Source organism: Arthrobacter sp. TmT3-37 (assembly GCF_054510835.1).
Window position 1 is genome coordinate 1 of record NZ_JBTNDU010000024.1, and the last position, 25,829, is coordinate 25,829.

Below are 25,829 nucleotides of genomic sequence, written 5' to 3' on the forward strand. Positions count from 1 at the left end.
GACAGTGATAACGCTCGTCGGGACCATCGCCATGCTGTGGGTCGGTGGCCACATCATGCTGCAGGGGGCCTACGATCTGGGCTGGCACGCGCCCTATGACCTGGTCCACGTCCTCGAGCACCCCTTCGCCGGAGTCCCCGTAGCGGGCGGCTTCCTGGCCTGGCTCGTCAACACCCTGTGCTCGGCCGTCCTCGGACTCGCCTGGGGCCTTCTCGTCATGGCGATCGTGCACCCGCTCATGAAGGCGTTGCCGTTCGGGAAGAAGGGCGGGCACGAAGAGGGCGACATCCGTGCCGCAGTCGCCGGCCACCATGCGGCGGGACGCGACGGCGGCCCCGCCGCCTGACCGGGCCGTTAGGTGGATCTACATATTTGCTGTGAAGTGAGTGGATCTGTTTTCAAATGAAAGCGGCCCGAGTATGTGCATGTTCAAAGATCAGCTGAGGAGAACGGAGAAAATGAATATCAGACACAGGTCCGCACCTTCGGCAATCGATACGTTGTGGGCTTGGCGCGGCGAGACTCCGGCATGAGCGAATCGACTGCCGCTCAGCGGGGTACTGCAACCACCCGATATGGGCGATCTCGTGCGCGGCTATCCAGGCGGACAAAGCTCGTTCTCTTAGCCATCCTTCTGGCACTCGCAGTTATCGCTGCAGGGTTTCTGTCCATGACGAACACGGAACCGGTAAGTAGTAAGGATGTGGGGTTCAACGTTGAGCAGAATGGCTTCGCATCCGTTGATTTCGAGGTAATCAAGGATCCGGGAGCGACTGCGCAATGTGCCATTCAGGCGTTGAGCGAGAATTACGCGGTCGTGGGCTGGAAGATTGTCGACATCAGCCCGAACACAGTAGATGTGGGTGCTGATCAGGGGCGTTCCACTGCCCATCGGGTGCAGCTGCGGGTAGACTCGCCGGCGGTAAGCGGTGGAGTCAATTCATGTTGGTTGGTAGAGGATTCTTGACCAGCTGTTGTGGGTCATGACGTTGGTGACACGCGGGTGATGTAAGCGTAAGAAAGGGGTAGATCCCCGATCGCAGGATGGAAGTACCTCTACAAACATCCGTACGAAGGACCTACCCCTCATGACCCACTCTAACGCCCCATTAACACCCGGCGGAAGACGACGCCTGGTCGAACGCTGCCAGCACTGCCCGGTCGCCCACGTCGCGGCGGAGGCCGGGTGGCTCGTCACACGCTCTCGAAATGGGCGCACCGGTACGAGGGCGGGTGCTGAAGGTTTCATTGACTCGCGGCATAACGTCACCACAGTCGAACCCGTCGCTTACCGACGTTCATTTGTGGCTTGTGTACCCGTTCGGGGAATAACGATGCCGCAGAAAAATCATTCGCGCGTGAGGGCCATTGTCTCGGCAATCAGCAGCGAGGCTCACCGCACGTCTCTACCGCCAAGTTCAAGCCATATCGTCAGCGGCGGGGGTTGTCCCGGAAGCGGTTGAGCAGCGACTGTGGAAAGAGGCGGGCTTTAAGACGGGCTGACCAAGAGCTGCGGTGACGGAGCGCCCGCGTGACTGCATCGACGTCCGCCCAGTGGGGGGCCGCCATTGGGCGCACGAATATAACCGGTGGCTGGGCTCCGGTGCTTTCTCCTGTCCTGCTTTCCGGACCGTAATCGGAGTATTCTTCGTGCTCATAGGCCGTCCTCAGCCGTGCGAGGGACGTCGCCGGTTCTGCTGCCAGGGCGGCGTCGCGGGCGAGGCGGCCGGCGAAGGTGCGCGGCGTGTCCGTGGGCTGGAGCGGGTAGCCGTAGTCGCCGGCGATCTCCGTCGTCTCGGCCCACGCCGCGGTCGCCGCGCCGTCCGTGCCCGCGGAGACATCGGTTCCGGCCACGGCCCGTCGGCGCGACCGCGTCCTGGCCGTGCGGGCGAGGAACGGCAGGAATGCGAGCAGTGCGATGCCCGTGACGGCGAGCAGGCCGTCGACGGGCCGCGCCTCGTCGGAGGGCCCGTTCGCCCCGGCATCGTCGGCCGCGTCCGACCCCTCCGCCGTCGATCCTGACTGCCCGGTCACGTCGGGAAGGCCACCGGGATTGAGCGAGTCGGTGTCGTCGGCGCGGGGCCCCACCGGCGCGAACGCCTGCTGGGCGTAGGTGGGAACGACGCCGCGCGACGGGGTCGGTTCGAACTGGACCCATCCCACGCCCTCGAAGTACAGCTCCGGCCACGCGTGGGCATTGCGGGAGTCGACGACGAATTCGCGCAGCTCCGTTCCCTCGGGGCCCTCCTCCGTGTTGCCCGTGGGGCTGCCCGGTGTGTAGCCGATGGCGACGCGGCTGGGGATCCCCGCCGCGCGGGCCATGACGGCCATCGTCCCCGCGTAATGCACGCAGTACCCGGACTTCGACTCGAGGAACCGGGCCATCACGTCCAGGCCGCTGCCGTCGTACCCGCCGTCCACGGGTGCCTCCACCGAGTAGGTGAAGTCGGGCCCGCGCAGGAAGTTCTGGATCGCCATGGCCTTGTCGTAGGGATTCACGAACTCGCCGGCGATCTCCTCGGCCGTGGTGCGCACGATGTCCGGGGTGTCGTCCGGCAGCTGCGTGAAGATCTCCGGGACGGCGTCGGGGTCCGAGGGCCGGATGGCGCCGAGCCCGTCGCGCGTCAGCTCCGCCGAGCGGCTCTCCACGAGGTACCGCTGGCGCGCCGTCGAGCCTCCGTCCGTGGCGAGGATGGACAGGTTGGCCGGATCCCAGGCCCAGGTCCCCCGGACGTTCGAGACGCCCACCGGCGAATAGGGTGCCAGGAGCCAGGGGCTCGCGTAACTCTGCGTGGTGACGCGGGTGAAGACGGTCTGTGCCTCCGGTGGGATGACGGGCGCGCCCAGTTCATCCCCGATCTCGGTGACGCCCTGTTCGCGGTCCCCGTTCCGCTGTTCGGGCTCCCACCGCCTGCCGCTGAAGTCCTCGAGGGTGACCGCGCGGAGGTACAGGGGGGTGTCCGAATTGGTCGAGTAGGCGATCCGTCCGAAGCCCGTGGGATTGCGGAGGTCGTTGCCGAGCGTCACGGCGGGATTCAGTCCGGTGGCGGTGCCCCACACGTTCAGGCGCGCTCCCTGGGGGAAGGCGCCGGAGTTGAAGCCGGGGACGAACAGCGGCAGGACCACGGTCACGGCGAGGGCCGCCGCGCCGATGATCATGCTCCGGCCCGCGAAGCCCGAGGACGCCCGTGCGCCGCCCGATGCGAGCCGGTTCTTGCGCCACTGCGCCACCGCGAGGAGCAGCAGGTAGGCCACGACGGTGGCGAGAAAGGCGAACATCCCGACGCCGTTCGGCTTCACGATGGCCGGCGCGACCATGACGGTGAGGAGCCCCAGGCCGCTCGCGGCCGGCATGCGCATCGTCACCGCGAAGAGATCCACGATGATGGCGATGAGCCCCAGGGCTGCGCACGTGATGAGGAAGATCCCGGGGCCGGGCAGCACCGGAGCCACCTGGGAGACGACCGTCTCCTCGGCCTGGGCGAGGAGGCGCTGGAGCTGCAGCGAGGTGCCCGGCCCCGGCACGACGCCGAGGATGCTCTGCCGCGGGAAGAACTGGGCCGTGAGGGTGCCGACGAGCGCGAGCACACCCGCGAGGGGTGCCAGCACGGCGTTCAGGCGGAGTGCCCGCGTCAACGCCATCGCCAGCAGCACGGGGACGAGTGTGCGGACCACGGGCAGGAGCCACGTCCAGGGTTCCAGGACGCCGTCGAGGCTGGTGGCCGCGGCGAGCACGGCGAGGAGGGAAGCGCCCGTGACGGCCCAGTGCCAGGGATCGGCGGCGGGGGCCGGCGGGGTCGGCGTAGGGGGCACCGGCGCGGGGGCGGGGGTCGGCCGGGAGAGTGTCGAGGTCATGCCGGTCCCCTAATGGTGGAACCGCGGCCGGAGCGGGGTTGCTCCAGCGGGCCGGCTGCGGCGAAAGAGCGGTCCTGATGAAGGGTGTCCGGCAAGTACTGTGCGCTTGAAGGTCCGATCGGTAGCGACGACGGCTCCGACTATGACATCGTCCTCGTGCCCGTTGTCAGCAGGTAGGCGTACCCAGTGTCCTCGTATCATTCCAAGCATCGCGGTGTGCGGCCATCGCTCAGAGAGCTGGCTATTCAAGAAGACCATGATGACCCCGATCTTGCAGAAGAAGGGTAAGAAGCGGATGCGGTTACCCCTTCGGGTAACCAATCATCCTCTGGTTTGGTCGCGAGCGGGGAGACATGAACGCAACCCGGGTTCACAGCGGGAAGTTCCGTCAATCGCATCCGCGATCACGTGTCCGCCGTGTCCAGTTTTCTCGTGTACCCGTGTGAAGGGGAGTTGCTGCAGGCTCATCGTCGAGATTCATGCTGCTCCCGTTGTCTCAGGAGATCTGGCGCTAGCCGTTCTTCGTCGGAAGGTCGGCAGGGAAACTAGCTCCCCCGCCGAGCTCGTTCAGGGTTCTGATCAGCTCGAACGGTTCTGTTCAGGCTGGAAACGGGTGTCATTGAGAGTTCGGCTAAGTACTTGCGGCCGACGGGAAGAGAAGAGCCAGTAGGGTGTCTTGTCCTCCTCATCCGATACTTCAACGCGGACCACTCCGTCGATCCACCCGCGGATGCAGAGATAGGCCAAGCCATGCAAGCGAGTACCCCGTTGTGCTGTGGCATTCTCACCGACGAAACCTTGGGCCCGGCCTAGATACTGTCGTTCGATAGTTGCTCGTCCCACACGTACTTCTGCAGGTGTCACGCGGATCGTGGGCGTGGAGGTGAGGAGCGCGAAAATCAGGACAACCAGCGTCAAGATGGACGCGACGACGCCGATCAGCATGTCGATGGGCGCGAAGATGACGGCAGGAACGAAAGCTAGGCCTACTGTGAGAACCCAAATCCAGAAGCTCGGGTAGAGGCGCTCCTCGTACAGGACTTCGCCCTCCTGCCCTACAGATTTTGTGTGTTGTGGGGTGAGGCCGGGTATTTCGTGTGGCTGATACATGAGCGTCTTCCGGTCTGTGTGGTGGATGGCGGTGCCTGGCGCCTTGGAGCGTGTGCGGCGAGGCTTGGTGAGGATAATTCCGATGATGAACAGCAGGGCGGCGGCGGGGTAGCCGGTCGCTGCGTCCCACAGGGCGGACATGTGGGGTTGGCGTTGTGGCGAAGTCGTGAGGAAGTGCGCGACGCCGGTCAGAAGCCCGAGTGTCATCAGGATCGGCCCGACGAATCGTCGGGCTCTCGTAGCAATTAATGTCTTGGCGGTCATATGTGCTGCGGTGTGTCAGGTGATGGCAAGGGCTTTTTCTGCTCGTCGCTGCGTGAGGTGATACCCCAGCGGGCTGACAGTGCTTGCTCGAGTTTGGTGGCCTCGTTGCGCAGGCTCGGGTCTTCTCCTCGGGCGAGAAGCCCGTACTCGAGGGTGGTGCCTCCCTCTGGTGTTGCACCTGCTTTGATCCATACGCGCCGGCGCGCGGTGATGAGCGAGAGGATGAGCCCGGTCAGGGCGAGGGTGGAGAAAATCAGGGCACCGATTTTGCCCGGATCGTAGGTGATGTCGAGGGCGACGAAGCGTTTCAGGCTGTCGAACGTGATGGACCCTCGGCCGTCAGGCAGTTCGTAGGTTTGCCCTGGCTCAAGCACGATGCCGCCTGCGGCCAGGTCCCGTCCGTTGAGTTGCGTCAGGTCCGTGGTGTCCAGCTGGTACACGGACCGCGGTGTTCCATCGTCCAGGCCGAGATCACCGTAGTAGGAGTTGAGGTTCAGTCGGGGGTTAAAGGGATCCGGGTCGGAGCCGAAGGCCAGACCTTCGCTGTTCACGACGGCGGTCGGCAGGAAGAAGCCGACGAATCCGAGTTGATCAGGATTCGCGTCGGGCGCCTTAATGACGATCGTCGAGGTGTACGCCGTATCCGTGGGCTGGGATGGGACGGGGCCGGAAAAGGCGATGTTTCCTTCCCCATCGCGGACCTCGACGACGGGAGCGTATCCGTTCCCGACGAGATACACGTTGGTGCCACCGATGCCGATAGGGGCGTTGACCTTCAGGACCCGGTCCTCAGCGGGCTGGTCGGGGCTTTCCTGCACGGTCATCCGCGCGGTGAAGTCCAGGGGCTGACCGTAGGTGGCTTGTTCGTCCCGGTTGAAACGGACCTCGAAGTCGTTCAGGGTCAGCGCGAAGGGGGTGAGGGTGTCGGGGTTGAAGTTGGTGCCGGGGGAGAAGGAGTCGTAACCGATGAGGGCGTTGGTGAACCCTTCCCCTTCGACGATGAGTTTCTGTCCCCGGTAGCCGAACATGCCGCCGATAGCGACGGATACCAGCACGCCGATCAGAGCGGTGTGGAACAGCAGGTTCCCTGCTTCCTTCATGAAACCCCGCTCGGCGCCGACGGAGGGGGTGGCCGTATCTGCGTCGCGGATGTCGACCCGGTACCGGAGCTTCCGCAGGATCGCCGCGGCGTCTTTGACCGCCGTGGCCGGGTCGGGGCCGGGCGTTCCCGCGCCGTCACCGTTCAGGACGATGGTGCCGTGTTGGGGGAGTCGCGCGAACCGGCGGGGGGTGCGCGGGGGTGCTGATCGCAGTGCCTTGAGGTGGGCTTTGGTGCGGGGGAGGACGCATCCGACGAGGGACGTGAAAAGCAGGAGGTAGATCGCCGAGAACCAGACCGAGGAGAAGACGTCGAACATCTGCAGGCGGTCAAGCCAACGCCCTGTGTCGGGGTTGTCCTTCAGGTACTGGGTGACGACGGCAGGATTGGCTCGGCGTTGTGGGAACAGGGATCCGGGGACGGCGGCCACGGCCAGCAGCAGCAGCAACTGCAGGGCTGTCCTCATGCTGGTGAGCTGCCGCCATACCCAGCGAAGCATTTCACCGGCGCTCAGACTGGACACCGAAATATCGGGTGTCTGATCCGGCCTCGAATCGAGGCCTTGGTCAGGTGCCTGGCCGGGAGCGTCCTCTGCTGTCTGACCGGGTGTCTGCCTGGGTGTCTGACCGGATGAGGGGTTAGCTGGCATCGTCGGTTCCTGCCGTCGTGGACGGGTTAGGCGGTGCAGCGGGGCCATCTTCGGCGAGTGCGTCTGCGATCAGGGTCTTGAGGGTACTTTCGTCGGCGACGCCGAGGATGCGGGCGCTGACGCGCCCCTGCCGGTCCAGGACCAGGGTTGTGGGCACGGCCTGCGGCGGCACATAACTCGTCAGGCTCAGAAGCAGCTTCCCGTCGCGGTCTACGAAGCTGGGATAGGTGATGCCGAAGTTCCGTTCGAACGCCTCAGCCGTGGACTTTTCGTCGCGGACGTTGATGCCGTAGAACCTGACGCCCTCGGGTGCGAAGGAGGAGCTCAACGTCTGCAGCATGGGCGCTTCGACCCGGCAGGGGGCGCAGGCCGCGTACCAGACGTTCAGGACGACGACGTCGCCCACCCATTGGCTGGAGTCGACGGTCGTTCCGTCGTAGAGCTCGCCCATAACGTCCACGGGTTCGCTCCGGGTGCCGGGAGCGTATTCGGCGACCGACCCGTCGCCGGCGATGTAGTTCTTGTTGTCGCCGGCGTTGGCCTGCTCGGCAAGGGAGTTGTTCTGCGCCGAGCATCCGGTGATGAGCAGTGTCGCCGTCGCTAGCAAAGCTACGAGTGTTGACGCGCGGGAGCGGGGGCGCGAACTACCGGGCGCCATTGAATCCTGTCGGGGCGCACAGGGCGCGGGCGGAGTTCCTGGTGCGTGGAGCTGATGTGGGTTGGTGGGGGTGGGGGCACTCATGAGGCGATCTCTTCTCGATCGTGGTGTGCACGGGGGAGGGGTGCGTTCAGGGGAAGCATCAGACGGGGGTGAGGAACGTTCCTGCGAGGTTCTGGAGCTGGTAGATCCACAGCATCCAGACGCCGGTGACCATGAGAACTCCGACCAGAACGAGCAGGGCACCGCCGATGAGGTTGAAAACGCGGATGTGGCGGCGTACGAAGGACAGGGCGGTAGTGACCCACTGCACTCCCAGCGCGACGAGGATGAACGGTACGCCCAAGCCCAGGCAGTAGACGAATCCCAGGAGCGCCCCACGCCACGCGGTGCCGGTGGTGGTGCTCAGAGCCAGGACAGCGCTGAGGGTGGGGCCCATGCAGGGAGTCCAGCCCAGACCGAAGACCACACCGAGCAGGGGTGCACCGGCGACGCCGGTGCGCGGCCGCCATGACATTTTCGCGGTCCGCTGCAGGAACGGAAGCCGGCCGACCAGTGCCAGTCCCATCACAATGACGAACACGCCGAGGACCCGGATGAGTGGGTCCTGCCAGCGTAGAAGCCAGGAACCGATGACACCGAACGCGGCGCCGTAGAGGGTGAACACGAGGGCGAAGCCGAGGATGAACAGGGCGACACCGGTCAGCAGGCGGCGCCGGTTGTCCGGGCGGCCGGGTTCCGCTAGTCCGGAGACATAGCCGAGGTAGCCCGGGATGAGCGGCAGGATGCAAGGGGAGAGGAAGGACACGAACCCTGCAATCATCGCCAAGGGTATTGCGGCCAGCAGCGCCCCGGACTGGACACTGTCCGCGAAGTATTCACCGATGCTCATCAGTGATGTACCAGCCGGGCCGCGATGGTTGCCGGGCAGGCAAGGGTTCGAGGGTGATGCAGGGAAGTCATGGGTGGGGTCCTTGGAAACACGACAGCACACAGCAAGAGAGCGTGAGGCCGCCGCGAAAAGTAGGCAGGGCTCGTCCGGCAGTCATTGAACCTGGCGAAGGAGCGGGGCGGACACGGGAGAGGCGCTGAATCCTAGATACGGCTGATCGACAGTTGCAGCAGGCAGACGCCGTTTGAGTGCAGAAGGGGCGGTACGGACGGGCATAACTCCTGCGTCCTGTTACGGCCGGGCAGGAAGACCATCGTGCGCAGACAGTAGAGGCCTATGAGACCGGCAACGACGAGCACCATCGAACACAAAGCGGTCGCTACCAGGTGCCCATCAGGACAGGCGGCAGCACACACATCTTCCAGGAGGGCGTGCTGACTGAAGTCCGGCCCTATAAAGGGGGACGGGGTCTGGTAAAGGACCTCAGCAGGCATCAGGGCTGCGGGGGAAGCGGCTGCCTGTTGCATGATCGTCGTCACAGAGGCGGGCTGTCCGGTTCCACCGCTGCTGTTCGAGAGCGCCGTCCCGGCCCACACGTGCAGGATGGTGATACCCAGCAGGAGAACGAGAACCCGCAGGTGCCACCGGGCTGGCGAGGGAACGGCAGAGGAATTCAAGAGCATCATCTGATGCATGACTCTCCCAACACTCCTGCTGCATCGTTTGTTCTCAACGGCCTGGCCCTACCTCATTCTACCGGCGGACAGTAACGGCCCTGATCCGATGGGCGTCCCTCGAGTACCGCGGCCAGGGCCCACAGCCGATCTCGGTAGAGCCGCACGGGTACATCCGCTCATCAAACCGACCCTCCTCGCCGATTCAGCCATTCATGTATAGTACAGCGAGTGCTGACTGATAAACCACGCCTTGATGTGATGAACCGTCTGGGGCGGGCGATGGCCGATCCGACCCGGTCCCGCCTCCTCATGACCCTGCTCGACCATCCCGCCTATCCGGCGGACCTCGCCCGCGAGCTGGAGCTCACCCGGTCAAATGTCTCCAATCACCTTGCGTGCCTTCGGGACTGCGGCATCGTCATCGCACGCGCCGAGGGCCGGCACACGCGCTACCAGATAGCTGATCCACACCTGGCTAAGATCCTGACGTCGCTGGTTGAGGTAAGCCTCGCGGTCAATGAAGGAGCACCGTGCCTGGAGGCCGGATGCTCTCTGCCCGGTTGCCAGGATTCGGTGGTCACTGCGTGATTCCGCCCTCGATCCTCCCAGCCATGGGCCTGTTCTTTCTCACCACCATCGATGACACCATCGTCCTCGCCCTGTTCTTCGCGCGCGGAACGGGACAATGAGGAACCACTGCCCGCGTCCTCGGCGGACAGTACCTTTTTCACAGCGCCTCGGACGGCAACAGGAGGAAACCGTGATGAGTGAAGACGAGCCTGCTGCCTCCGCTGCATCCAGAGCACGCAAGAGAACCCGGGTTTGGATGCTGGTCGGGTCTCTGATCCTGGTAGGTGTTGACCTCGCCGTGAAGGCAATCGTCGAACTGCAGCTGCGTGAGGGCCAGACCATCGAGGGCGGACTCGTGGACCTGCGGCTGCACTTCAACCCGGGTGTCGCGTTCAGCTTCGGGGCCGATCTGCCGCCGATTGTCATCCTCCTCGGCACTGGGGCGATCATCGTAGGACTGGCGTGGTTCCTCCTGGCGTCAGCCCCGACGCTGGGCCGCCTGGGCCAAGTAGGAGGGTTTCTGCTTCTTGGCGGGGCACTGGGCAATTTGCTCGATCGGCTGGCCGACGGTGGTGTGGCCGATTACCTGCACGTCTCCTGGTTCTCCACCTTCAACCTTGCTGATGTCTTCGTCTCGATCGGTGTCGGGCTGCTAATCCTGGGAACCTTGGTGGGCCCCCGCGGCCGCACCCCCGAGTCGCATGACTTCTAACTTCCCTGCCACACGTTCTAAATCTCCGTGTCAGTCTCCGCGTCAGTCACTGACGCCAGCATCGAGAGCCATTCGGGTTGGGGTTTACCGGAGCCTGAGGCAGGTGGGGGGACCCATAGACGTCAACATAAGTTGACATAACCTACGTTATCGGCGATTAATAGAGCAGTGTCAAAGCGCGGGAATCATCAGGACATGACGACAGCAAAATAGTAGAGAATAACAACTAGTCCGACCACGCTCCGGGCCGCGAGTAAGAGCAGCCCCTCCGGCTGCGGTTATTTTCGCCCGGTAAGCAGTGTGCCTTGAATCGCCGTCCGGGGCACGGGGCCATAGTCCCTGGAATCGACCGACACGCCGCGGTTGTCGCCCAAGACGAAAACATAACCTGTAGGCACCGTCTGGGGCCCCAAGTAGGTTGCATCGATGCGACTGCGATCGATGAAGGGCTCTGAAATGGGAATGTCGTCGACATAGAGTTCCCCGTCTCGGATGGCGACGGTCTGCCCCTCTCCCGCGACGACCCTTTTAATGGTTGCGTGGCCGTCCAAGGGGCTAGTGAAGGCGATCACCACACCATTGGGGAACGTGTCCAAAGCGGCCGCAGGCTTGTACAGGAGCACGACCGCACCCGACGAGATAGTTGGTTCCATACTGTCGGAGGAAACGGTGAAAGGTTCCATCACCCACGCACGGACAGCAAGAACCACCAGGACAGGAACCAACGCCACGACCAGATAGCGGGTCCACTCCCCTGACAACGACTGCACCTTCAACCGCGTCCGCCACCGCCGGCCGCCGCCTGATGGTGTGGTCCTCAACCTACCTCGTCGTCCCACACAGCTCGGGCCGCCGTCATCGGATCGTTGGGGTCCAGATCGCCCTCCAACCGGCCCACCCGGAACTGGGCCATCATGTCGTGGTCCTCATGGGGCAGGTTGTGGCAATGCATCATGTATAGCCCCTGTTCGGGGGTGAACTTCATCAGGAGTCGGACGGTCTCGCCTTCGCCCACGTACACCACGACCTTCGGACCGCGTTCATAGGAGAAGGCTGCCCTTCCATTGCGGCTGAGGACCTGGAAGTCGACGAGGTGGATGTGCAAGGGGTGGAACCAGCCGCCCGAACTGTTCTCGATCTCCCAGATCTCGACCGAGTTGTGCGCGGGATCGGCGATGATCTTCTTGTAGCCGCTGGTGATTACGTCCTGCCAACTGTCATCGTTGATCGTCCACATATTGGTGCTGTCATTGCGCTTGACCCGGAACCTGCGGGTCTTCACGGACTGCCCGGCCGTTAGCGACATCGCTTCGCTACCGGTCAGGGTTGTCGGGATCCGGTTCCACGTCGGGTCCGTGGTATCCACCGGCTCGTCCGTCACGTCGAACGCCATGATCTTGTTGGTGAAGTCGTAGTCCACATTGTTGTTGTTCGAGAGGTTCCGCAGTTCGATCCGCTGCCCCGTGGCGTACTTCCGAAAGTCGATCAGGACCTCGTACCGCTCCGCACCGGCATGTCGGTAGTTCGCCACGCTCTGCGCTGTCGGCATCAGACCGCCATCGGTACCGACCACCACCAAGGGCGCCCCCGTGCTGAGCGTCGGCCGCAGCGACCGGGAGATCGAAGCGTTCAGGATCCTGAAACGGTACACACGCTTCTGCACCTTCATCACGGGCCAGGGCTTCCCGTTCACCAGGATCACGTCCCCCCAGAGGCCCGAGTGGCTGTTGTCGTCATAGCCTAGAGACCCGTCCTCGGCGAACATCGCATCACTGATGGTCAGGGCGACGTCATAACGGCCCTGCGGCAACAGCTGGCGCTCGAGCGGATCGTGCATGTGGTACTGCCCGACGAGACCGAAATACACGTTCAGGGCCGTGAAATGCACACCGTGATCGTGGTACCAGAGCGTGCGCGCCGGCTGGAAATTGGGGTACCGATAATCCTTATAGAACCCGGGGCGGGTGATGTCGCTGGCATACCCGTCGTACTGCGGCAGCGACGCGGACCCGTGCAGGTGGGTCGAGGTAGTCAGGGGGTGCCCGTCGAACGGATGCTGTGCCGGCAGCTGGTTACGCATCCGCACGACTGCTTTCGTGCCCTTGTCCAGGCTGATGGTCGGGCCCGGGAACAACCCGTTGTATCCGAGGATGGGGGTAGTCAGTCGCGGCAGGATCTGGGCGGTGGCCGCCTTTTCCGTCAGCTTGTAGTAGTTGACGGGCAACCCGTCGGCCGGGTCGATGCCGGTGGAGGATGGTTGGAGCATCGGGGCCTGGACGAACGGGGCCTGGAACGGCCGCGGCATCTGGCTGGAATCGAGCCGGCTCGCCGACTTCGCCTCCACCGACCCCGCCGGCAACGTTGCAGCCCCTGCGCCAAGAACTCCGAGCCCTCCGAACAGGAGAACATTACGGCGTGAAGTTGACATTGCAGGTCTCCCTTGGTTAGTACCCCGACCATCCCGCACCCAGGTTGGAGATTCCCTGCACCCGATCCCGCTCATCCTTGAACGACCCCTAGAAACATCCATGCAAACCCCAAGAAAACAACACCCCGCACCCCGGGGATGACCGCGCTTGTCAGCCCGTGGTGTCCCACGCCCCAGGAGCCGGCCCCGTGCTTGTCACCCTCGGTGGTGTCCCGGCCCAAGGGACAATTTGCCCCCATCGGGCACTTCCAGCGTCAAGTCGATGGCCTTGTCCGGGAGCTCGAAGACGAGCACCGCATCGATAGTTTCCCCCTGGCGCGCCTGGGCGGGAGCAGGAGCGGACCAGACCGCTTTCCACGTCTCGCCGCCGAGGGCTGAGACGGCGTACTCTGCCGGGTCGAAGGACAGGCCGCTTACCTCCATCGCCGTCAGCTCCAGCAGGATGCGGACCCGGTGGAGCTCGTCACCGGGGGGACTGGCAAAGGCGGTGGAAGGTTGGGGAGGCATCCACCCGTCGGTTTCGGTTGGTATGACTCCCTGGATGCGTGCAAGCCCACCCTCGACGCTGGCAGAGCCGCCCAGAGAAGTAGGGGGTGTCCTGGGCGCGGCCATCAGGACGTTCATGACCACGGCGCCGACAAGGGCGAGCAAGAGCAATGGAATCAGGAACCTCAGGCGCCTGCGTGAGGCCCTCGGACCTTTTTTTGATGCCGCGGGTCTCGTTGGTGCTGTCGTTGCCATGTGGGCTACTGTCGCGCGGCCTGCTAGGGAATCCCTAGGGAATTCCTAGGGACCTGCGAACACCAGCGCCACCATCCTGCACTGACTCCGAAGATGTGGCGTTGATGAGCCGAGCTGCCCTACCCGGTCCCAGCATCCTGTGATGCCGCGGGGCGCCGATCACCGTGACCCCATGGGCACGGTGGCACCATAACCATCTGGCAGCCCTCGTACCTCTTGTGCATTGAGCGGTTTCAGTCCTTTGTAGCGTCCCTTGCCTCTATGCGGCCGATGCCTGGCAGGAAGCGTCCGACTCTCGCGGTGTAGTCGTCATAGGCGCCCTGATGGATGCGGTTCAGGTAGGGCTCTTCGACGAACCGGACCTGGATCTCCACCGCAAGGAACAGGCAGGCCAGAGCCGCTGCGCCGACCGGTGTGGGGACCATGAGCATGATTCCGGTCATCGCTGCGAGCATGGCGGAGAACACGGGGTTGCGGACTACGGCGAACAGGCCGGTCGTGACCAGGTCAGTGTGCTCGGTGGTGTCGACGCCGATGCGCCAGGAAGCGCCCATCCCAGTCTGGGCAGCCAGTGTGCCGACAAACCCGATGATAGTGACCTCAGTCCCGATCCAGGGAAGGCCGGGCAGTTGAGGCGGGACGACGAGGTCGGCGAGGGCCAGGGCGGGGCCGGCAGCACCGAGCACGATGGCTGCAATGAAGAGAACGCCACCCCACCATTCGATGGACCCGGGCATCCCGCTGATGCCGCGGAAGCCCGTGGACCCGGTTTTCCGCCAGTGCATCCAGGACCGTACCCCGAAGGCGGTGATGACACCGACCGTATAGAGACCCAGGGCGAGAAGCGATGCTGTCTGCGTTGACACGATCAGCCTCAATTCCATCGAACACGAGGGTTAGCACGATCCTAGATAGGCGCCGGGACACTCATAGGATCCTTAGGTGAAGACGTGGAGGAAGCGGAAGAACACCGAGGCCGCGACGGCGATGTAGGTCAGGACGATGATCGGTCCGATCCAGGCTGCGAGCCCGCGGGTGAGAGCAGCGGGTGCCGGGATGACACCTTGGGCCATGTTCCGGACGGTGGTGAGGATGAACAGTGGGATCATGGCTGCCCACACGATCATGCAGTAGAGGCAGAGGATGTAGATGTCGAACAGGGCCTGGCTCCACAGCCAGGTCGCAAACACCGCACCGAGTGTGACACCTACCTGCAAGCCCGCCCAGTACCAGCGGGTGAAGCGGGCGCTGGCAAGCAAGGCCATGCCGGTGGTGATGATGATGGTGAAGCCGACGAGACCGATGAAGGGGTTCGGGAAGCCGAAGAGTTCAGATTGCCAGGTGTCCATAACCTGCCCGCAGGACACCCACGGGTTGATGTCGCAACTGGTGACATGGTCCGGGTTCCGGTACAGCTCGAGCTTTTCGAGGATCAGGATCCCCGCGGCAACCCATCCGATGACACCAGTGACCACGAGCATGACACCGAAGGGAATCCTGCGTGCGAACCCGGGCATCGAGGCCACGTCGTCCTGAGCGGGTTCCTGGATCGAGGAAACATCGTCTGCGGTCGGGTGAGACATGGTGGGTGGTCTTTCGCCGGGAATTGTGATCAGTCCGCGATGGCGGTTTCAATGAGACTGCGGAATTCCTCAAGCGTGGACGGCTGGATTTTCTCGCCATCGAGGAAGAAGGTGGGGGTGCCCTCGACGTTCAGCGCCATGCCGTCCGCCTTGTCGACGTCGACCCGCTCCATTGTTGCTGGGTCGGCGATCGCCGCGTCGTAGGCCGCCATGTCCAGGCCGAGGTCTTCGGCGTAACCGCGGAATACCGGTGACCGGTCCTCATCGGCCTCGCCCCACTCGGTCTGTGTCTCATACATGCGGGCGTGCATGTCCTTGAACTTGCCCTGCTGCGCTGCGGCCTCGACGGCGGCGGCCGCGGTTTCTGAGTTCCGGTGCCCGGGCAGCGGGAAGTACCGGGAGACGACGGTCAGGTTCTCCCCGTATTCCTCGGAGAGGTCCTCCACGACCGGATACGCGGCGAGACACGCTTCGCATTCGAAGTCGAGGAACTCGACCAGGACGGCTTTCTCGTCCGGTGCCTGGGACAGGCGGTGGCTGTCCCCGCGCACGACCTCGGCCGTGGTGGCCGTGCCGGCAGCCTGTCCCTCATCCTCGCCAAGAGTGTTGAAAAGGACCACCAAGCCGATGACGAGAGCGACAGCGGCGAGCAGGCCGACCATGACCCGGTTCTGCAGGCTCAGCCCCTTCTTCGCGTCAGGGGTCGTGGGTGGAGCGGGGGCGGGGGTCGGCACGGGGGTGTCTCCTCGTCATGGAACTGCAGGGAACTATGTGGTCGTGCTCATTCCCCGCCGGGTGCAGGGAATTACTGGTGAATCAGGTGGAGCTGGGGTAGGTCGGGGCTTACTGGGGTGTTCTAGTCGTGCGTGCAGCAGGTACAGGACCCCTTCGCGGGCGTCGATGCCGCCTCTGCTACCGGACGTGCCGTGGTTCTTGCCGCGGCATCCGGTCCTGCGGATCGGGCTGTCAGCGTCAAGGGCCCAGCTGCCTCGGGAATGATCACCGCTGCAGCGGTCAAGGTTCCTGAAGTGGTAGAGCGTGTCGGGGTGTCGGGGCTGCAGCACGGGTCCGTGCCGCCGCCGGGCGCACTCTCACAGGTGTCAACGCTCTCATCGGCGTCGAGGTTTCCGAACGATGGTGCGCAGCAGGAGTCGCCCTTCCACGCTTCGCGGCCTTCCTTGATCGCGACGGCGGCGATGACGAGGGCGGCGATCGGGTCGGCCCAGGACCAGCCAAGGGTGCTGTTGAGCAACAGGCCCACCAGCAGGACACCGGACAGGTAGGTGCAGAGCAGGGTCTGCTTCGAGTCGGCCACGGCAGAGCGGGAGCCCAGTTCGCGTCCGGCGCGGCGCTGCGCCCAGGACAGGAACGGCATGACCGCCAAGCTGACCGCGGCAAGGATGATCCCGACCAGGGAATGCTGGGGGTCGGACGCGCCGAGCAGGGTCCGAACGGCATCGAAAGTCACGAACGCTGCGAGCCCAAAGAACGAGAACGCGATCAGGCGCAGCGCGGTCTTCTCGCGGGCTTCCGGGTCCCGGCCGGCGAACTGCCACGCCACGGCCGCGGCGGAAAGGACCTCGACAATCGAGTCCAATCCGAAGCCGATCAGAGCGCTCGAGGATGCGATCGTGCCGGCACTGATCGCGACGACCGCTTCGATCACGTTGTAGGTGATCGTCGCTGCCACGAAAAGCCGAACCCGCCGCGACAGGATGGCCCGCCGCTCCACGGTCGGCGCAGAGCGCGTTGGCTGTACCGATGCGGGTGAGGTGTGGGTGCTCATCAGCAGCAGGCCTTCCCGGTGACGTGATTTGCTGTGGTGGTGCAGCAGCATTCGGCATCAGCGACCGCGACGACGTCCAACAGAGCAGTCAACGCGACGCCCAGCTTCTGATCGGCCAGCTCATATCGGACCCGACGACCTTCAGGAACAGCGACAACCAGCCCGCAGCCCCGCAGGCAGGTCAGATGATTCGACAGGCTCTGCCTGCTCACGCCAGCCAATTCCGCCAAGTCGCTGGGGTATGCCGGGCCCTCCCGCAGGGTCAGGAGAACCTGCGCCCGGGTCGAATCCGATAGGGCGTACCCGAACTTCGCGAGCACGGCTGGCTGCAGTAAGGTCTTCACCCCCCAAATAATACACTGTCATATGTACTGATGAAGGGCGGGGAATGGGGTGCGTCGGTGGCTCCCCTTCTGGTCTGTGCGGCGCCGGTCGCGCAGGCATGCCGCCCTGCTGCGCCGCCCCCTCGGTGCGCCTTGCGCCGACGTGCAGAACCGAAACGGACGGGATTGGACTGGGCTGTGCCGTAGTGCGGGCGGTCCGCACCGCGTTCCGGAACGAAGAGACTGCATCGGCCCAGCAAGGTGGTGACGGTAATGAGTGGCGGTAATGTCAGCAGGGCATGAATGAGTGATGGTGACGGGAAAGGACGGCGGCATGCAGGTGACTGCGGCAGCACGCCTTGTCCGGTCCATCATCGTGACGTCCTGCATGATGTCCCTCGCGCTCGGCGCGCACCTGGTGGGTGGAAGCTCCCTCCCCCCGTGGCCCCTGCTCGTCGGACTGACAATGTTCGCCCTGATGCCCATTGCTTTCCTGGCCGGACGACGGCTCTCTCTTCCCGTCCTGAGCGGCCTGCTCGTGAGCGGGCAGGTCCTTCTGCACCATGTTTTCGAGATGCTCTCCAGCCCGGCAGCCTGCGCACCCCAGGGCGTGCATGGTGCCGGGACGGATCACGCGGCCGTGATGATGCAGTGCCCTCCCGTCGGGTCCACGTCCGAGCATCTTGTCCCGCATCTGGTCGACAGCGGCGCGGCGCCGATCATGGTGATCGGACACCTGCTGGCCGTCCTCGTCATGGTGTGGATCCTCTCCCGCGGTGAGAATGCTTTCTGGTCACTCCTTGCCTGGCTGCGCCCCCTGATCGGATTGCCCTCCCCGGAACCGGTGACTGGGCGGCCACAGCTGCCCGAATACGCCGAACGACCCATCACTCCCCCCGCCCGACGCAATGTGCCTGCCGATGTGCGACGAGGACCTCCGGAAATCATGCCCCGGAAAATGGCGCTCGGCTGATCCTTCGCGCACGCATGTGCTGGATCGGTTGCCTGTGCAACCCCTACAATCCATCCCTGCTCAGCGCCCGCGACCCACCTGTCGCAGAGGCCCACGAAAGGCACACCCCATGCTTGCTGCACACAGCACGCCCCCGCCCATCGGCCCGTCATCCGATGGCACCGCTCCTGCCCACACTGCCCGCACGGCCCGCCGGACTCTCCGCGGTATCGCCGCTTTCGCTGCCACGTCGGGCTTGCTGCTCGCCGGTGCCGGCGCCGCGTCCGCCCATATAAGCGTCGACCCGACCTCGACAACGGAAGGCGGCTACTCCCAGCTGACGTTCAGCGTCCCCAGCGAATCGACCGACACCACTACAAACATGATCGAGGTCGCGCTTCCCACCGACACGCTCTTCACCTCCGTCCGCGTGAAACCCGTCGAGGGATGGACCTCTGAAGTGATTCGGGGCGATCTGCCCGAGCCGGTCGAAGTTGACGGGGCGACGCTGACCGAGGCGCCGCTGACCGTGATCTGGACAGCCACGGACGGGGAGCACCAGCTCAACGCCCAGCAGTACCAGACGTTCTCGCTCTCTGTGGGGACACTGCCCGAGGCTGGCACCACGGTAGAACTTCCCGTCACGCAGTCCTACGCGGATGGGACCGTCCGCGTCTGGGACGAACCGGCCGTCGATGGCGAGGAGGAACCAGAAAACCCGGCTCCCTCTTTCGTCACGACTGCATTCGATGGCACGGACTCCCACGGAGCGGCCAGCACCGAAGCCACCGATAAAGCTGTGGCGGGCATCAGCCAGGTCGGCACCGAACAGGCCTCCACCATGACCGACACCTCGGGCACCACCCTCGGCTGGATCGGCCTGGGCGCCGGCGTCCTGGGGCTCCTCGTTGGCGCGCTGGCATTGGCCCGCACCCGCGGTCGGCGCCAGAACTAACAACGCGAGACACCAGGGTGGGGTGCCGCTCCCACGTCACCCCACCCTGATGTCGCCCGGAAGGAACAGTCATGACAGCACAAGCACACACCACCCCTCTCCACCAGGTCTCCGCCTCCACCTCGACGTCCCCCTCCACCTCTGAAATCCGCTCGACCGCTCAGCGTTCACGGAGGCTTTTCGCACGGATAGCAGCCCTGATGGTGGCCTCGGCCTCGCTGCTGATGGGACCGGTCGGTGCGGCGACCGCGCACGATGAGCTCACCGCCAGTTCCCCCACAGCCGACGCGACCGTTGACGTGGCTCCCACCGAAGTCGTTCTCACCTTCACCAACCCGCCCTCGGGCATCGGAGTGGATATCATCGTCTCCGACAGCACGGGCCTTGCCTGGTCAGAAGGCCCCACCCGGGTTGTGAACAACACGGCAACTCAGGCCCTGAAATCGGGTGCACCGGCCGGTACCTACACAGTGCAATGGAGGGTTGTATCTTCCGACGACCACCCCATTGAAGGGACTTACTCCTTCACGAGCAACACCGCCCAACCAGGAGCTGCAGACAGCGCCGAACCAACGGGTGGGCCAAGCGTTTCAGGCGCAGAGACCGAAGACGGCACGTCCGCGTCACCACAGGCCGCCGACCCTACCGGTTCCTCGGCCGGGCTGCCGGACTTCGTCATCTACCTAGCCATTGGCGGCGTCCTGATCGCAGCCGTCCTGGCGCTGCTCACGCGGCGCCGTCTGAACCAAGGATAGACATTTCACATACCTGATCGCTGGCGCCTGCTCCCGTCCCACCCTTGGTATGGAAGCGGGAAGCAGGCGTCAGAGGCATCTCCCAAACATCCGTATGCAGCACCTCCCCACCCGTATCACTGCCTGAAGGTCACTCCCCCTGTGAATATCGAAATTCTCTTCGCCCAGACCGACCCTGACATGGTGGAGCTCCGACAACGGACCGAACGGTCCCTGGCAGACCTCGCGCCCTACGCCGATATCACCCTCGTGAGTACCGGCGCCCGGAAACGCCCGTCTAGGCCTGTTGCGCAGAACCTGCCCGCACTCCTTATCGACGGCACGATCGTTCCGGCAGATTCCTCACAAGCGCCTGCGTCTGCCGCCCCGGCTGATATGACCAGTTCGCATGTCCACAGCTCGTCCATCCCCGAGCGTCCGATCCCAAGTCAGCAGCAAATCACCGCGCGTCTTGCCCAAGCGCTGCTTACCGCCGGCCCGGGGGCAATCAGGCTGCCTCTGGTGCACCGCAGGGTCGTTGCCATCGCACTGCTGCTCATGCTCGTAGGTGCGCTGTCATCACAGTTGATTGCAGTCGGTCAGGTGCTCACCTTCACCGGACTGCTTTTGTTGCCTGTCGGGTTGGCGACCAATGGCACGCGGTCCCACCGGCAACCACTGATGCTCTTAGCCGCCACAGCCGCGTTCGCCAGCGCGGTCCTTCTTTTGGGGTACTTCGGGCCGTTGCTCTTGAGCGGCACGGACTCCGTCGAGCCTCCCGCCTCTGCTCTTTTCTACGCCGCGCTGGTGTGCCTGGGCCTCGCCTGGGTGGCCGCCCTCGCCGCGCTTCTGGCACGCCGGCGTCTACGGCAGCAGCTCAAGAATCGACTGCTGCGACAGGTTACCGACCAATCCGGAATGGCGGCTGAAGGATGATTCGGCACCTCACCTTGTTATCATCGTTACTTAACGATATAAACGTTGCATGGCGATAAATTATGACCAGCACCAGCACCAGCACGAGGATGTGGCCCGTATCTTCCGGGCACTGTCCGAGCCTTCCCGGCTGACGCTCATCCACTGCCTCGCTGACGGACCGCACCGGGTGGGTGAGCTGTCGGCGCACCTCGGTCTGGCGCAATCGACCGTCTCGGCGCATCTGGCGCTGCTCAAGGACGCAGGGCTGGTTGCGGCAACTCCCGATGGTCGAGCGACCCTGTACCGGCTGGCCCATCCCGGCCTCGATGATCTTCTGCACGCCGGTGAACGCCTCGTCACCCCGGGGGCGCCGGATGCGCACCACCAGGGACACCACGACGATCCGTTGGTGGCCGTCACGGACACCACGTCTATGGGGCGCCGGTCAGCAGGAGAAACCGCTCTTCCGGGTTCTGTGGTGTCGGCATGAGTGCCGGGCATGGTGGTCACTCCGGACATGCCGGTCATGATGACCGGGGTGCTGGCGGCGGTACTGGCGGAAGCGCCGGCAATGGTGACGGCAAAAATGGCGGGCATGGGCACTCGCATGGACTGACCGTGGGAGGCGCCCATCGGGGCCGGCTCGTCGCTGCCCTGGCTATCACGCTCTCGGTGATGCTGATCGAGGTGGTGGGCGCTGTAGTGTCCGGGTCTTTGGCCCTGTTGGCTGACGCCGGACACATGCTCAGTGATTCCTTCGGCCTGGCGATTGCTATTTTCGCGACTTGGCTTGCGGCCCGCCCGGCGACGGAACGACGGACCTTCGGGTGGAAGCGGGTAGAGGTCCTCGCGGCTCTCGTCAACGGCCTCGTCGTCGGCGTCATCGGCGTTTTGATGCTGATTGAAGGGACGAAGCGTTTCCTGACGCCCGTGGAAGTCGACGCCCCCATCATGCTCATCGCGGCGGCTCTGGGTCTGATCGCGAACTTCTTCGCCCTGCGGCTGCTCATGGGAGGGCAGAAGGAAAGCCTCAATGTCCGCGGCGCGTACCTCGAGGTCCTGGGCGACATGCTCGGATCCATTGCTGTCATCGTCGCGGCCCTGGTCATCGGGCTCACCGGGTTCGCGCGCGCCGATGGCCTGGCAAGCATCACCATCGGCATCCTGATCCTTCCCCGAGCCTATAGCCTGCTCAAGGCTGTAGTTCTGGTGCTCCTGGAGGCGACACCGGAGGAAACAGATCTCGCCGAGGTACGTCGACACATGGAAGAAGTATCCGGCGTCGTCCTTGTGGATGACCTGCACGCCTGGACGATCACCTCAGGCCTGCCAGCGTTGACCGCCCACGTGCAGATCGATTCTGAAGCGTTCACCAGCGGCCGCGCCGAACGGATTCTGACGGAGCTCAACGCCTGCATCAGCGAACATTTCGATATCCGACACTCCACCCTGCAACTCGAGCCGGCCACAGGCCGCCACGACCACTGCTAGACACCGCAGGAAGCGGTTCCTCGTTCAGCGGGCGGTCGTGCCCGAGGACTGTCGGACCCAGATCCGCTGTGCGTCCGGGATGCTCAGGCGCACCGCAGGACGTGCGCCGGACGGTTCGGCCAAAATGGTGAGGTCATACTCGCTTCGTTCGTGCACGGTGACGGTGCTGCCCGGGCGGATATTGTTAGCCGCCAACAGCCGCAGCAGTTCCGGTTTCCTGTCGTCGATACGCAGCACGGTGCCCTGCCGGGCGGGTTCGAGATGTTCGAGCAGTACGAACGCCAACACCGGCGCGTTGCCGAACGCGTCAGGGATAGGGTCACCATGCGGATCATGGGTGGGATGCCCCAGACGCTCATCGATCGCGCTGAGGAGGCGGTCCGAGACGGAATGCTCGAGGAGTTCGGCTTCATCATGAACCTCGTCCCAGGAGTAACCGAGATCCCGGACAAGCCAGGTCTCGATAAGCCGATGCCGCCGCACCACAGCAATCGCGCGGGAGGTCCCCTCCTCTGTGAGGTTCAGAGGCCCGTACGGAACGTGGTCAACGAGCCCAAGAGCAGCAAGCTTTTTCACCATGCCGGTCACCGACGCCGGAGCGACCGCCAGCTTCGATGCCAACGCGGAAGGAGTGATGGGCTCGTCCTGCCACTCCGTGTGCTGATAAATGGTCTTGAGGTAATCCTCGACCGCCGCGTTAGGCAGGGTTCCTTGGCGCTGTGTCGTCATTAGTAAACAGGTTCCATGTCGTGAGCTGTCGGGGGCTTGGGCGGACTGTCAGTGGACTGCTGTTGGCCGGTCCTTGGCTGCAGATGAGAGCCTGCCGCCGCACCCAACAGGCTACAGGGGGTGCATCCGGCCTGTTTCAGCGGTCCGATCGTCGACGTGCGATCCGAGCTCCCACCCATCAGGGGCGCCAGCCACACTGCATCAGGACCGGTCCAGGCCGGAGGCTACCCGGGCGGCGGAACGCCCCGGGTTTCACAATGTGGTGCCGATCTCTGTGGTGCCAATCTCGCGGCGGGGTTATCCGCTACCCGGTGAAGACCAGGTAGAGCAGTGTCAGATTCAGTGTCACCAGCAGGGCTGCGACCACGGCGCCGACCAGGGTCGTCCACCACCTGTTCTGGTGATCTCCCATCACCTCGGTGCGCGTACCGAGGTAGACCAGGGGAATCAGGGCGAAGGAAATGCCGAACGAGAGCACTACCTGACTGAGGATCAGCGCCTGCGTCGGGTCGACCCCGAAGGCAAGGATCAGCAGAGCTGGAATGAGGGTAATGATGCGCCGGGTGGTCAGGGGAATCCTCACCCGCAGCAGCCCGTGCATGATCTCCGCTCCCGCATACGCGCCGACGGAGCTCGAGGCCAAACCCGAGGCGAGCAACCCGATCGCAAAAAGCGTCGCGATGACAGGTCCGAGGACCTCGGCGATCGCTCCATGGGCGCCCTCCAGCGTGCCCGTGTCGTCGCGGCCCTGCAGGGACGTGGCAGCCAGGAGCAGGATGGCGAGGTTGACCGCGCCCGCAATGGTCAAGGCGATGGTGACATCCCAGCGGGTGGCGCTCAGCAACCGTGGCACCGCCGACTGGGGGCGCCGTGGAAAACGGTCGCGTGCCAACGCTGAATGTGCGTAGATCGCATGCGGCATGATCGTGGCACCGAGGATCGACGCGGCCAGGAGGACGGACTGGCTGCCGTCAAAGGCCGGCAGGAGACCAATTGCGACGTCGGTCGGTTCCGGTGGGCTGAGGAACACTCCCGCCGAGAAGCCGATCGCGACGATGAACATCATCGAGATGATGAGCCGTTCAAAGACCTGCTGCCTGCCGTGGCCCTGGAGCTGCAGGACCGCGAGGGACACCACCCCGGTGATCAGCCCGCCGACCACAAGGGGAAGATCGAACAGGATGTTCAGGGCGATCGCTCCGCCGAGGATCTCGGCGATGTCCGTCGCCATGGCGACCAACTCGGCCTGCAACCAAAACCCGCGTCGCGCCCAGCGTGAGCCGATCCGCTCCCCCAGTATCTCCGGGAGGCTCTTGCCGGTGACGATGCCGAGCTTCGCGGAGAGGTACTGCACGAGCCAGGCCATGACGTTACCGAGGATGACCACCCAGACCAGCAGGAACCCGTAGATCGCCCCGGCGGTCATGTTGCTCGCGACGTTTCCTGGATCGAGGTAGGCGACACCGGCCACCAGGGCGGGCCCCAGCAGCCATATCGTCCTGCCTCCATTGAGGGGTGCCTCTGGGAAAGGACCGGCCTCGAGGGACTCCCCGGAGGGAATCGGTGTGGAACGTTGCCGGAACATGACCCGACGCTAGCAGTTTTAGCCGTGCCTAAAAAGGGTTTGGCGCGGGAAAACTTTTTCCTTACCGGTACTCGTCGTTCCTTGCTTCCGTTCGATCAGGGAGCCCTTGTCGGTTCCACAAATCGCACCACTGGCCCGCCAGGCAAGATGTTCTCCTGGAGAGGATGGACCCCTGGGTCAGGAGCAGGTGGTCCTGTCGATTGTGATGTTCAGGTCATGGGGCACGGAGAATTCTCGGCCTGGTGATGAGAATTCGACGATGACATCGTCGGCTGTGCCACGCTGTGCATTATCTTCAAGCGCCACGGACACCACAATGTTGATGTGCTTGTCCGGTTCGAATTGGTACCCGACGGCCGGTACTGGTTCGACCGTGAACGTACTTGGTTCGGAGGCGGTGGGCGTAGGGGCCGGGGCGCCATGGGCTGCTGGCGCGTGCTCGCTTGGTCCGGCAGCGGGCGCACCGTGATTTCCATGACCCTCGCGGTTGGCCGGGGCAATCATGGCGCTGACCTGCGTTAGCCCCTGAGCATCGCCGAGGCTTATGTCGTCAAAGGTGAAGGTCTCAAGCGTGGGATTGTGCAACATGATCGTGTACTGGAGGAAGCTGTCCTTTGGTTGCACACCGCACAATGTGGCGCCGTCGACCCCAATGTTCAGCGGATCGTCGTCGAGATCCTCGCTAATGAAGGATGCCGCGGACTCCCCTGCAGTATTGCCTGGTGTGCCTTCCGCGCCTGAAGCATCAGCGGCCCGCTGATCTTCTGACTGACCACTATTGACGTTCAGAGGATTCTGTTCCACCGCACCGCACCCGGTGAGTCCTCCGGCCAGAACGAGCCCTGCAACGAACCAGCGCAAGGGAGTGTGCTGTGCTTCCATGATGCGTCACACGCCTTGAGGGTAGCCGGGGCCCATGGAGCTGCCATGGGTACTTTCTCGTGTGATTCGAAGCACTCTGCCTGAAGGCTTGGTCTTGCTCATGACTGTCACCCTGGTCAACCCTCTTGAAGGATCACGAATGAGTCCGCGACTGCGCGGAGTGGTGAGGCAGAAAAAGCGCCGGACGTCGGTAGCGGAGGAAGCCGCGCACCGTCGTCCGGCGCTATGGATTGTGT

General features: G+C 64.2%; 27 protein-coding genes and 2 pseudogenes. 12 read left to right on the forward strand and 17 right to left on the reverse strand.

Annotated elements, in window-relative coordinates; all coding sequences use genetic code 11:
* From ACX80U_RS18455 to ACX80U_RS18465, 3 genes and pseudogenes are all read left to right on the forward strand, one after another.
* On the forward strand, nucleotides 1–346 hold a 346-nt coding region (locus ACX80U_RS18455; protein ID WP_133083287.1), incomplete at its 5' end, for a DUF808 family protein.
* A 183-nt stretch (nucleotides 347–529) separates the two neighbouring features.
* Nucleotides 530–967 carry a DUF4307 domain-containing protein gene (locus ACX80U_RS18460; protein ID WP_104119263.1) on the forward strand — a complete coding sequence of 146 codons (438 nt, stop codon included), beginning with the start codon at nucleotides 530–532 and terminating at the stop codon, nucleotides 965–967.
* A gap of 121 nt (nucleotides 968–1,088) precedes the next feature.
* Nucleotides 1,089–1,225 (forward strand): annotated as a pseudogene (locus tag ACX80U_RS18465) (IS481 family transposase); the annotation flags it as partial.
* A gap of 206 nt (nucleotides 1,226–1,431) precedes the next feature.
* On the opposite strand, the gene ACX80U_RS18470 reads toward ACX80U_RS18465, so the two are convergent.
* The 6 genes from ACX80U_RS18470 to ACX80U_RS18495 form a co-directional block, all read right to left on the reverse strand.
* Complete coding sequence (locus tag ACX80U_RS18470; protein ID WP_133083286.1) at nucleotides 1,432–3,855, reverse strand: transglutaminase family protein; 2,424 nt, start codon at nucleotides 3,853–3,855, stop codon at nucleotides 1,432–1,434.
* Nucleotides 3,856–4,434: 579 nt separating this feature from the next.
* Nucleotides 4,435–5,229, reverse strand: a complete 795-nt coding sequence (locus ACX80U_RS18475) for a DUF3093 domain-containing protein (protein ID WP_308663000.1) — start codon at nucleotides 5,227–5,229, stop codon at nucleotides 4,435–4,437.
* Entirely contained in the window at nucleotides 5,226–6,794 is a 1,569-nt protein-coding gene (gene resB, locus ACX80U_RS18480; protein WP_459269474.1) for a cytochrome c biogenesis protein ResB, read from the reverse strand. Before resB ends, ACX80U_RS18475 begins: the two co-directional genes overlap by 4 nt.
* Before the next feature lie 172 nt (nucleotides 6,795–6,966).
* Complete coding sequence (locus tag ACX80U_RS18485) at nucleotides 6,967–7,635, reverse strand: TlpA family protein disulfide reductase (RefSeq protein WP_104119254.1); 669 nt, start codon at nucleotides 7,633–7,635, stop codon at nucleotides 6,967–6,969.
* Between the two features lie 142 nt (nucleotides 7,636–7,777).
* The gene (locus tag ACX80U_RS18490; protein WP_104119252.1) at nucleotides 7,778–8,527 is read right to left on the reverse strand and encodes a cytochrome c biogenesis CcdA family protein; all 750 of its coding nucleotides are present in this window, start codon (nucleotides 8,525–8,527) and stop codon (nucleotides 7,778–7,780) included.
* 203 nt (nucleotides 8,528–8,730) lie between these two features.
* Nucleotides 8,731–9,222 (reverse strand): hypothetical protein, encoded by a 492-nt coding sequence (locus ACX80U_RS18495; RefSeq protein ID WP_104119250.1) that lies wholly within the window; start codon nucleotides 9,220–9,222, stop codon nucleotides 8,731–8,733.
* 210 nt (nucleotides 9,223–9,432) lie between these two features.
* Between ACX80U_RS18495 and cmtR the strand changes: the two genes are divergently transcribed.
* From cmtR to lspA, 3 genes and pseudogenes are all read left to right on the forward strand, one after another.
* Nucleotides 9,433–9,792, forward strand: coding sequence for a Cd(II)/Pb(II)-sensing metalloregulatory transcriptional regulator CmtR (cmtR, locus tag ACX80U_RS18500; protein WP_104119248.1), 360 nt, complete (start codon nucleotides 9,433–9,435; stop codon nucleotides 9,790–9,792).
* Nucleotides 9,789–9,890 (forward strand): annotated as a pseudogene (locus ACX80U_RS18505) (cadmium resistance transporter); the annotation flags it as partial. The gene cmtR and the pseudogene ACX80U_RS18505, both read left to right, overlap by 4 nt.
* A 77-nt stretch (nucleotides 9,891–9,967) precedes the next feature.
* On the forward strand, nucleotides 9,968–10,486 hold the full coding sequence (lspA, locus tag ACX80U_RS18510; RefSeq protein WP_104119247.1) for a signal peptidase II: 519 nt from the start codon (nucleotides 9,968–9,970) through the stop codon (nucleotides 10,484–10,486).
* Between the two features lie 278 nt (nucleotides 10,487–10,764).
* On the opposite strand, the gene lepB is transcribed toward lspA, so the two are convergent.
* From lepB to ACX80U_RS18550, 8 genes are all read right to left on the reverse strand, one after another.
* On the reverse strand, nucleotides 10,765–11,256 hold the full coding sequence (gene lepB, locus ACX80U_RS18515) for a signal peptidase I (RefSeq protein WP_459269477.1): 492 nt from the start codon (nucleotides 11,254–11,256) through the stop codon (nucleotides 10,765–10,767).
* Between the two features lie 47 nt (nucleotides 11,257–11,303).
* The gene (locus ACX80U_RS18520; RefSeq protein WP_459269475.1) at nucleotides 11,304–12,989 is read right to left on the reverse strand and encodes a multicopper oxidase family protein; all 1,686 of its coding nucleotides are present in this window, start codon (nucleotides 12,987–12,989) and stop codon (nucleotides 11,304–11,306) included.
* Nucleotides 12,990–13,109: 120 nt separating this feature from the next.
* On the reverse strand, nucleotides 13,110–13,571 hold the full coding sequence (locus ACX80U_RS18525; RefSeq protein ID WP_104119131.1) for a hypothetical protein: 462 nt from the start codon (nucleotides 13,569–13,571) through the stop codon (nucleotides 13,110–13,112).
* 317 nt (nucleotides 13,572–13,888) lie between these two features.
* Entirely contained in the window at nucleotides 13,889–14,521 is a 633-nt protein-coding gene (locus tag ACX80U_RS18530) for a methyltransferase family protein (protein ID WP_104119136.1), read from the reverse strand.
* 72 nt (nucleotides 14,522–14,593) lie between these two features.
* A complete protein-coding gene (locus tag ACX80U_RS18535) occupies nucleotides 14,594–15,238 on the reverse strand; it encodes a vitamin K epoxide reductase family protein (protein ID WP_104119130.1) in 645 nt (214 codons plus the stop codon).
* 29 nt (nucleotides 15,239–15,267) lie between these two features.
* The gene (locus ACX80U_RS18540; RefSeq protein WP_258059170.1) at nucleotides 15,268–15,972 is read right to left on the reverse strand and encodes a DsbA family protein; all 705 of its coding nucleotides are present in this window, start codon (nucleotides 15,970–15,972) and stop codon (nucleotides 15,268–15,270) included.
* A 122-nt stretch (nucleotides 15,973–16,094) separates the two neighbouring features.
* On the reverse strand, nucleotides 16,095–17,075 hold the full coding sequence (locus tag ACX80U_RS18545; protein ID WP_459269476.1) for a cation transporter: 981 nt from the start codon (nucleotides 17,073–17,075) through the stop codon (nucleotides 16,095–16,097).
* Entirely contained in the window at nucleotides 17,024–17,368 is a 345-nt protein-coding gene (locus tag ACX80U_RS18550) for an ArsR/SmtB family transcription factor (protein ID WP_104119128.1), read from the reverse strand. The genes ACX80U_RS18545 and ACX80U_RS18550 overlap by 52 nt, the downstream gene beginning before the upstream one ends.
* Nucleotides 17,369–17,681: 313 nt before the next feature.
* Between ACX80U_RS18550 and ACX80U_RS18555 the strand changes: the two genes are divergently transcribed.
* The 6 genes from ACX80U_RS18555 (at nucleotide 17,682) to ACX80U_RS18580 (ending at nucleotide 22,397) form a co-directional block, all read left to right on the forward strand.
* Entirely contained in the window at nucleotides 17,682–18,320 is a 639-nt protein-coding gene (locus ACX80U_RS18555) for a hypothetical protein (protein ID WP_133083283.1), read from the forward strand.
* A 109-nt stretch (nucleotides 18,321–18,429) separates the two neighbouring features.
* Nucleotides 18,430–19,254: a YcnI family copper-binding membrane protein gene (locus ACX80U_RS18560; RefSeq protein ID WP_104119126.1), complete on the forward strand. Its 825-nt coding sequence runs from the start codon at nucleotides 18,430–18,432 to the stop codon at nucleotides 19,252–19,254.
* Between the two features lie 71 nt (nucleotides 19,255–19,325).
* The gene (locus ACX80U_RS18565) at nucleotides 19,326–20,009 is read left to right on the forward strand and encodes a copper resistance CopC family protein (protein WP_104119125.1); all 684 of its coding nucleotides are present in this window, start codon (nucleotides 19,326–19,328) and stop codon (nucleotides 20,007–20,009) included.
* 141 nt (nucleotides 20,010–20,150) lie between these two features.
* The gene (locus tag ACX80U_RS18570; RefSeq protein WP_104119124.1) at nucleotides 20,151–20,924 is read left to right on the forward strand and encodes a hypothetical protein; all 774 of its coding nucleotides are present in this window, start codon (nucleotides 20,151–20,153) and stop codon (nucleotides 20,922–20,924) included.
* 49 nt (nucleotides 20,925–20,973) lie between these two features.
* Nucleotides 20,974–21,396, forward strand: coding sequence for an ArsR/SmtB family transcription factor (locus ACX80U_RS18575; RefSeq protein ID WP_104119123.1), 423 nt, complete (start codon nucleotides 20,974–20,976; stop codon nucleotides 21,394–21,396).
* Between the two features lie 122 nt (nucleotides 21,397–21,518).
* Nucleotides 21,519–22,397, forward strand: coding sequence for a cation diffusion facilitator family transporter (locus ACX80U_RS18580; RefSeq protein WP_459269478.1), 879 nt, complete (start codon nucleotides 21,519–21,521; stop codon nucleotides 22,395–22,397).
* A 24-nt stretch (nucleotides 22,398–22,421) separates the two neighbouring features.
* On the opposite strand, the gene ACX80U_RS18585 is transcribed toward ACX80U_RS18580, so the two are convergent.
* The 3 genes from ACX80U_RS18585 to ACX80U_RS18595 form a co-directional block, all read right to left on the reverse strand.
* Nucleotides 22,422–23,126, reverse strand: a complete 705-nt coding sequence (locus tag ACX80U_RS18585) for a metal-dependent transcriptional regulator (RefSeq protein WP_258059168.1) — start codon at nucleotides 23,124–23,126, stop codon at nucleotides 22,422–22,424.
* 304 nt (nucleotides 23,127–23,430) lie between these two features.
* Nucleotides 23,431–24,711, reverse strand: a complete 1,281-nt coding sequence (locus ACX80U_RS18590; RefSeq protein WP_104119121.1) for an Nramp family divalent metal transporter — start codon at nucleotides 24,709–24,711, stop codon at nucleotides 23,431–23,433.
* Nucleotides 24,712–24,888: 177 nt separating this feature from the next.
* Nucleotides 24,889–25,593, reverse strand: coding sequence for a hypothetical protein (locus ACX80U_RS18595; protein ID WP_133083282.1), 705 nt, complete (start codon nucleotides 25,591–25,593; stop codon nucleotides 24,889–24,891).
* Nucleotides 25,594–25,829: the final 236 nt, after the last annotated feature.

Excerpts from the sequence above, each read along its gene's own strand:
- ACX80U_RS18555 (WP_133083283.1), top strand. The coding sequence starts at position 17,682 with ATGCAGGTGACTGCGGCAGCACGCCTTGTCCGGTCCATCATCGTGACG.
- ACX80U_RS18590 (WP_104119121.1), bottom strand. The coding sequence starts at position 24,711 with ATGTTCCGGCAACGTTCCACACCGATTCCCTCCGGGGAGTCCCTCGAG.
- ACX80U_RS18470 (WP_133083286.1), bottom strand. The coding sequence starts at position 3,855 with ATGACCTCGACACTCTCCCGGCCGACCCCCGCCCCCGCGCCGGTGCCC.
- ACX80U_RS18545 (WP_459269476.1), bottom strand. The coding sequence starts at position 17,075 with ATGCTGCTGCACCACCACAGCAAATCACGTCACCGGGAAGGCCTGCTG.
- ACX80U_RS18535 (WP_104119130.1), bottom strand. The coding sequence starts at position 15,238 with ATGTCTCACCCGACCGCAGACGATGTTTCCTCGATCCAGGAACCCGCT.
- ACX80U_RS18520 (WP_459269475.1), bottom strand. The coding sequence starts at position 12,989 with ATGAGCGGGATCGGGTGCAGGGAATCTCCAACCTGGGTGCGGGATGGT.
- ACX80U_RS18490 (WP_104119252.1), bottom strand. The coding sequence starts at position 8,527 with ATGAGCATCGGTGAATACTTCGCGGACAGTGTCCAGTCCGGGGCGCTG.
- resB (WP_459269474.1), bottom strand. The coding sequence starts at position 6,794 with ATGAGGACAGCCCTGCAGTTGCTGCTGCTGCTGGCCGTGGCCGCCGTC.
- ACX80U_RS18460 (WP_104119263.1), top strand. The coding sequence starts at position 530 with ATGAGCGAATCGACTGCCGCTCAGCGGGGTACTGCAACCACCCGATAT.
- ACX80U_RS18585 (WP_258059168.1), bottom strand. The coding sequence starts at position 23,126 with ATGACGACACAGCGCCAAGGAACCCTGCCTAACGCGGCGGTCGAGGAT.
- ACX80U_RS18560 (WP_104119126.1), top strand. The coding sequence starts at position 18,430 with ATGCTTGCTGCACACAGCACGCCCCCGCCCATCGGCCCGTCATCCGAT.
- ACX80U_RS18495 (WP_104119250.1), bottom strand. The coding sequence starts at position 9,222 with ATGCATCAGATGATGCTCTTGAATTCCTCTGCCGTTCCCTCGCCAGCC.
- ACX80U_RS18595 (WP_133083282.1), bottom strand. The coding sequence starts at position 25,593 with ATGGAAGCACAGCACACTCCCTTGCGCTGGTTCGTTGCAGGGCTCGTT.
- ACX80U_RS18575 (WP_104119123.1), top strand. The coding sequence starts at position 20,974 with ATGGCGATAAATTATGACCAGCACCAGCACCAGCACGAGGATGTGGCC.
- ACX80U_RS18475 (WP_308663000.1), bottom strand. The coding sequence starts at position 5,229 with ATGACCGCCAAGACATTAATTGCTACGAGAGCCCGACGATTCGTCGGG.
- ACX80U_RS18485 (WP_104119254.1), bottom strand. The coding sequence starts at position 7,635 with ATGGCGCCCGGTAGTTCGCGCCCCCGCTCCCGCGCGTCAACACTCGTA.
- lspA (WP_104119247.1), top strand. The coding sequence starts at position 9,968 with ATGAGTGAAGACGAGCCTGCTGCCTCCGCTGCATCCAGAGCACGCAAG.
- ACX80U_RS18565 (WP_104119125.1), top strand. The coding sequence starts at position 19,326 with ATGACAGCACAAGCACACACCACCCCTCTCCACCAGGTCTCCGCCTCC.